General features: G+C 32.9%; 6 protein-coding genes. 1 reads left to right on the top strand and 5 read right to left on the bottom strand.

Annotation, left to right across the window (positions count from 1 at the left end; genetic code table 11):
* Positions 1 to 6: 6 nt before the first annotated feature.
* Both BFA01S_RS13020 and BFA01S_RS13025 read right to left on the bottom strand, forming a co-directional pair.
* Complete coding sequence (locus BFA01S_RS13020; protein WP_066231062.1) at positions 7 to 801, bottom strand: NUDIX hydrolase; 795 nt, start codon at positions 799 to 801, stop codon at positions 7 to 9.
* 158 nt (positions 802 to 959) lie between these two features.
* Positions 960 to 1,880, bottom strand: coding sequence for a VanW family protein (locus BFA01S_RS13025; protein WP_066231064.1), 921 nt, complete (start codon positions 1,878 to 1,880; stop codon positions 960 to 962).
* 664 nt (positions 1,881 to 2,544) lie between these two features.
* On the opposite strand from BFA01S_RS13025, the gene BFA01S_RS13030 reads away from it, so the two are divergent.
* Entirely contained in the window at positions 2,545 to 2,886 is a 342-nt protein-coding gene (locus BFA01S_RS13030) for a hypothetical protein (RefSeq protein ID WP_066231067.1), read from the top strand.
* Between the two features lie 332 nt (positions 2,887 to 3,218).
* On the opposite strand, the gene BFA01S_RS13035 is transcribed toward BFA01S_RS13030, so the two are convergent.
* The 3 genes from BFA01S_RS13035 to BFA01S_RS13045 form a co-directional block, all read right to left on the bottom strand.
* Positions 3,219 to 3,878 (bottom strand): zf-HC2 domain-containing protein, encoded by a 660-nt coding sequence (locus tag BFA01S_RS13035; protein ID WP_066231070.1) that lies wholly within the window; start codon positions 3,876 to 3,878, stop codon positions 3,219 to 3,221.
* The gene (locus tag BFA01S_RS13040; protein WP_066231072.1) at positions 3,865 to 4,359 is read right to left on the bottom strand and encodes an RNA polymerase sigma factor; all 495 of its coding nucleotides are present in this window, start codon (positions 4,357 to 4,359) and stop codon (positions 3,865 to 3,867) included. Before BFA01S_RS13040 ends, BFA01S_RS13035 begins: the two co-directional genes overlap by 14 nt.
* Positions 4,360 to 4,757: 398 nt before the next feature.
* Positions 4,758 to 5,960: a DUF445 domain-containing protein gene (locus BFA01S_RS13045; RefSeq protein ID WP_235843022.1), complete on the bottom strand. Its 1,203-nt coding sequence runs from the start codon at positions 5,958 to 5,960 to the stop codon at positions 4,758 to 4,760.
* Between the last annotated feature and the right edge of the window lie 146 nt (positions 5,961 to 6,106).

The raw sequence follows: 6,106 nt of genomic DNA on the forward strand, positions 1-6,106 counted from the left end.
AATTGTTTAACGATAAATGCTTTTTAATACTTGAACATCATTAAAACGATATAATTTTGTCGGTTTCTTTGAAAAACGCTTCGCTGTCTTCACCTTTCCATTCTCATCCAGCGCTTCCTCAATAAATTTTAAGTTCCTCGCCTTTCTGTGAAAATTCGCATTCGTCTCAATCGCATCATGGCTTGCAACACTCACAATGACGTGCCAAAGCTCTGACAGTGTAAATTCCTCAGGTAAAAATTCCTTCGCGACTGTTGTCTGGATCATATCCTCTTTAATCATCTCATACGCATCTTTTATAATTCGTTCATGATCAAAAGCAAGTGGCAAAGAAAATACATCATCAATCGAAAACAGTTCTACTTCCTGTGCATCATCAGACGCTTTCCTATAAATTAAATGCTTTTCATTCACGACCGCATAATGGGCATTTGAAATAATCCAGCCACGTGGATCACGGTCTATTTCATCATAAACACCAAAATGCTTAAGAAAAATCCCGTCTATTCCTGTCTCTTCCTTTAACTCTCTTTCCGCTGCCATCATCGCTGTTTCCTTATTATGTGCATCGATAAATCCACCCGGAAGTGCCCATTTCCCGCCTTCGATATTAGGTTCACCTTCCGCATTTTTCATCGCCCTTTTAATTAACAGAAGCTTTAATACCTGTTCCTGTGATTGATCATCTTTCGGTGAAATCGTAAAAATGGCAATATCACTCGTATATCCGTCAGGTGTTTTATAATCGCTCACATTATAATTTTTTAAAGCATCTTCTCTTTTTACAAATTCCTCATCCAACGTACATACACCCCAAATCTGCTTCACACTTTAATTATCAATTATCATTTTGATAATTATATTATATGCGAATGTTTTTTTATATGCAAGTTAATTTTTAACTAAAATAAAAAAAGGGGTAATCGCCCTATTAGACGATTACCCCTTTTAAAAATTTCTTAACTTTTAACAGCCTGTGGTGCAGCTGTAATTTGAATAGTAAGTGAGCCATTTCCTACAATTGCTCTTACCATGACAGGATACGGTTTATTATTCGCAAATTTAAAATCTTTTACACCGTATGCAACAGTCGCATCTTTTCCAACCGGCACATAACCAATATTTCTTGAATGGTTATATACTTCAATAATTTCTAATCCGGCATTAAGAACAGCATTGTACAATGTGCTTGATGTTTGGCAAATTCCTCCGCCATACCCTTCCACAAACTCTTTATTTACAATTTCCATCGCTTTTTGATACCCACGCTCAGGTGTTCTCGGTCCAGTAATTAAATTAAAATAAAAACGGTCTCCAGGTCCAAGTACATAGTTATTAATATCACCAGATGATAACGCGATATTTGCACTTCTCCCTTTCACACTGGAGTCAAAAGTCGTCGTATACGTTCCAATAACAGTGTCACTTATTCCTTTAACAGCTTCAGCTGATACATTTGGTGCTGTTTCCTCAATCGGAAGCTCAATCTTCTTATCAAAGGCTTTAATTCCCTTTATTTGTTCTACCGCCTTTTCTTCATTAAGAACGATCCTGTTCTGTCCTTTCGTAAGACCGCCCTTTCCGTCCAACTTGACTGGAACCATCGGCTGATCCACTTTTTTCGCCAGCTCTTTTACAAATGCTTTTATTTTTGCTTCATCCTTGTACTCTGCCGGTGAAATTGTTGCTAATGCTTCACCATTTAATTTGTTGATCAAATTTACATTTGTTTGAAACGTTTTTTCCTTTAAATCAAGGAGCTTTGTTGGATTTGCCTCAACAACTTTTTCCGCTCCACCTGAAGAACTGCCGTTCACACTTTGACTACACCCAGCAAGCGACAAAACAACGATTAAAGAACAAAGTAATTTTCCCCTCATACTCTCTCCCACACTCTTTTTTTGAAATTTATTTTTGCCTAGTCCACAACTAAGTTACGAAACGCAAACATTATTATATATATTTCTTATTTTACCAAAGTATCCTTTCTAATGTTAAATTTTTTATCTTTTCTTTACATATATAACGTTTTAAATGTCATAATTGTTTCACTTTTTTACTATTTTAATAGATTTGTAATATATTTTTTTATAAAAACAAAGAGTAGCGCTATAAAACTCCTCATTTATTCCGTTAATTGTATTTTATATTCTCTTAAAATATTGGTTTTTAGGAGTATGCCATTTTAAACTGGATAAGGCAAATTTATAAATCACTAAAATATGTTGTGAAGTAAATGGATGTTTATCATTCTTACTATTTTATTAATTTGTTTTACAGGATAGAATTTGGTAAATTGGAATAAGAATACAAATTAAATTTAGTCTTATAGGATTATACGATTTCGTTCACTTTTTTATAACTTTATATATTTCGAATTAAAATCACCGGATAAAAAGTCATAGTTTTATATTTAATTATTGCAATCCGAGTATTTACTTAACATTCGGCTCTCGACATATTGTATTTATCACCTTTTAGCTAAAACTATAGATTAGTACCAAAAACGATATACTTAGCAGAAAATAGGTGGTGAAAGAACTTATGATAGGAATAATCTTGGTACTTTTTCTTTCTATTGTCTATTGGCTTTTGCAAATGCGAATGGTTTATTTATTTGTGAAATACGGAGTGCCTGCCGGAGCGATAGTACATATTATCGTCACCATCGTATTTAATGTTTTTCTATTCATTTATATCCCTGTAACGGGGACATTTTTACAAAAAGGACAATTGCCCATTATCGGGTTAATGCTTGTAATATGGGGAATAGTGTTATTTGCAATAGTTTTTTCTGTTCCCAAAGACTTACCAAGGAGGAAAAAAGGACAGTTTTTTTCATCAGAGAAATGGCATTTTAATGAAGGTACAGGCGGCAGTGTTTAGTAAGAAGCTCATAGATAAATACAGCTAAATATATGTGGGGCTCACCGATTGAGTTTGTGAAGCCGGATGATTTGCAGACGATGGTGGAGAGGAAATACCTTTTCTAATCAACTAAAACCACATTAAAAACAATCAAAATTCAGATTAAATCACGTAGATCTGTAACACCTATGTGGCACTTTGTGACTCTTAAAATATATAGCTAATCTGTGTGGATTTCCTATAAAATGATCTGCTAAATAAATTTAATAATAGAAAGAGTATGTTTTGAAAACAATCAACCAAAACATACTCTTATTTAATATAAGAAAGGAGCTACTTAAAAAAATCTGTTATTTCTCCCAAATCAATACTGCACGTTCTAAAATTGAATCCCAAGAATCTTTCCCAGCAGTGATTTTTTCTACATCATAATCTACATAATACACAGCATCAATTTTTTCACTTTCAGAAAAGGGAGAGATATATTCTTGTCCCTTAATATGTTCTCCATTATTAATAAGATTTCTTGAAGGAGATTTAGCAATTGTTTGTGTATAAAAGATAAAACTTACATTCTTTTTCTCTCCATCAATTTCAAGTAGCATAGGAAACATGTCATTAACACTGGCATAGCTTTCACCAAAATAACGGGAAACCAATTGATTATCATTTTGTTTTTCAATTTTTACTAGATTTTCCGAATATGGAATAACAGTTTCATAATAAACAACATATGAAAATGCTCCTAATAAAATAATAGTAGTTAACAAAACAGAAATAATAGAAATTCCCACTTTTTTCTTACGCCATTTTTTATTAATTTTTTTAAAAATAGAGGCTTTATTCTCTGCTGGAATGTAGAGTTCCTGTTTCATTATTTCATATTCCTTTTGACATTCTTCACAATGCTGTAAATGCTCCTCTACCATCTCTTTTGTATCTTGACTAACCACCTCATCAATATAAAGAGGTAAAACATCTTGAATGATTGTGCATTTAATCCCTTTCATGATTCATCTCCTCCATATACTCCATAATTTGTTTTCTCGCTCTATAAAAGGTCACCCTTGCCCATCCTGCGCTCTTTCCAAAGAGTCTCCCTATTTTCTCATAAGGTAATTCTCCAAAAGTGCGTAGTGAAAAGACTTCCTTATATGGCTCATCCATCAAGTGAAGAAACTGATGAACAGTAAAGGCATCTTCCTCATTCATCAAATGCTTTACAATTTGAACTCCCGTACTTGGTTCTTCTAGTAAATTTGAATCTATTTGCCTTTTCTTTCTTTTGTAATATGAGAAATATGTATTTTTTGCAATTGTAAAAAGCCAAGCTCGAATATCTTTAGAACCATCGAATTTTTCAACTGCCTTTAATGCTTTAAAAAAAGCCTCTTGCGTAATTTCTTCAGCTATACTTTCATCGTGACTTAATGATTTGATAAACAAATAAACTTCTTGAAAGTATTCTCGATAGATTTCCTCAAAGTCCATCTCTTTTCACCCCTTTCACTTATATAACTCCTAGAATTTAATTACGTTACAAAAACATTTAAATATTTTACACTTAGAGCAATTGTATTCTTTTGTCGATTACCAATCTCCAAATGATTTAGGAACAACATAATATTTTTAATTTTCATCTTTATCCTTATAAAGCTCCGTAGGCTGCTCGCTCCGAAACTCCTATCCCCTTGTTCATATACAATATAGGTGTTTAATCTTAATATTCTAAACACACAGAACACCGTTCCGAAATGGAACGGTGTTCAAGAAATAATTGTTCAATTTTCTTCGCCTAATATCTATTTTCCTCAAAATAAACAATAATAAAGTCACATCAACACTATATGTTCCTCTATAATTGCGACCGTTTATAGTAATAAAGGATACTATATTAGCCTAGACAGGGCTTCTACTCCTGTTAGGAAAATCCCTATTATAAAACCACAAACTGCCCCATTAACACGAATCCATTGTAGATCTTTTCCTATATTATTTTCCACCATATCAACTAGTGTTTCATTATCTAATTTATCTAAATTCTCTTGTACAAGATTACCAATTTGTGAATGATTATTTTCAACGAGAACTATTATTTGTTTCTGTATCCAATTATCAATGTTTTTGCTATTTTCCTGAATAATGTGCAGTAAATGATTCATCAATGGCGCAAGGTAAGTATCAATAAAATCTTTGTCATCTACAAGATCTAATGCCTTTTGTTGTATTTGTTGCAGGCTTTCCGATATTGTTTGATCAGGCTCCCATTTCGTTAGAAGTTGATTTTTCCATTTCTCAACTCCCTCTAATAGCTGCCTATTATCACTCATACCTTGTATCTCTTTCCTCATATATAAGACTAAAGCCTCTCGATTTGATTCTCCCTCTTGCTGCAAATTCTTTATAACACTTAATAATAGATTTTGCACAATATTACCGAGTTTTTCCTCGCTAAGCAGACTTTGTATGGATTTTAGAGCAAACTGAAGCATTCCATCTGCTTCAATTTTTTTGATTACATTCATGGAAACAGTACCTAATCGGTGACTCGTTTGTTCTTGTCTTAACCAACTATCTGCTTTTTCCAAAACATGATCCAAAACTTTCTTATCAAACTTTTCATTAAGCAGCTGCGAGCTTATCAATTGAAGAATTTTCTTCATTTCAACGTTAGAAAGAGTCGATATTATTTGTTTTTTAATGAAAGGTGTGAGCTTTTCAACTTCTATATAACCAATCATTTTCTTGATCAGGTTAACAAGACCTTCTCTAAAAAGAGATGTTTGTACCTGTTTTTCTATGATGACAATTAGCTTTTCAGTAAAAGGAATATGTTTTACTTTTTCTTGGATACTTTCCTTAGAAAGCCAGTCATTTTTTAATACTGAAACAAGTCCATTTGACATTCTTTTACGATTCTTAGGCAGTAAAGCTGTATGGGGGATTGGTAGTCCAAGCGGATGACGAAATAATGCAGTAACTGCAAACCAATCTGCTAACCCACCTACAAGTCCTGCTTCAAAACCCCCATGTAATAAATCAACCCACAATGAACCTTCAAACGGCATAGTGGCAATATAACCCATTCCCATAATAATTAGTGAATATGTAGCAATTTTTTTTGACGCCTTTGTTTTAGTCGACATTTTATTCCCTCATTCTTAAATAATATACAATACTATAACCAAATTATTAGCAAATTTCATCATTATTTTTTATAAAGTGAAACTTCTATCAG

Source organism: Metabacillus fastidiosus NBRC 101226 (genome assembly GCF_001591625.1).
GTDB classification, from domain to species: domain Bacteria; phylum Bacillota; class Bacilli; order Bacillales; family Bacillaceae; genus Metabacillus; species Metabacillus fastidiosus.

Bases quoted from the DNA above. Each gene is read 5' to 3' on its own strand.
- BFA01S_RS13025 (WP_066231064.1), bottom strand. From the start codon at position 1,880: ATGAGGGGAAAATTACTTTGTTCTTTAATCGTTGTTTTGTCGCTTGCT.
- BFA01S_RS13030 (WP_066231067.1), top strand. From the start codon at position 2,545: ATGATAGGAATAATCTTGGTACTTTTTCTTTCTATTGTCTATTGGCTT.
- BFA01S_RS13035 (WP_066231070.1), bottom strand. From the start codon at position 3,878: ATGAAAGGGATTAAATGCACAATCATTCAAGATGTTTTACCTCTTTAT.
- BFA01S_RS13040 (WP_066231072.1), bottom strand. From the start codon at position 4,359: ATGGACTTTGAGGAAATCTATCGAGAATACTTTCAAGAAGTTTATTTG.
- BFA01S_RS13045 (WP_235843022.1), bottom strand. From the start codon at position 5,960: ATGGGAATGGGTTATATTGCCACTATGCCGTTTGAAGGTTCATTGTGG.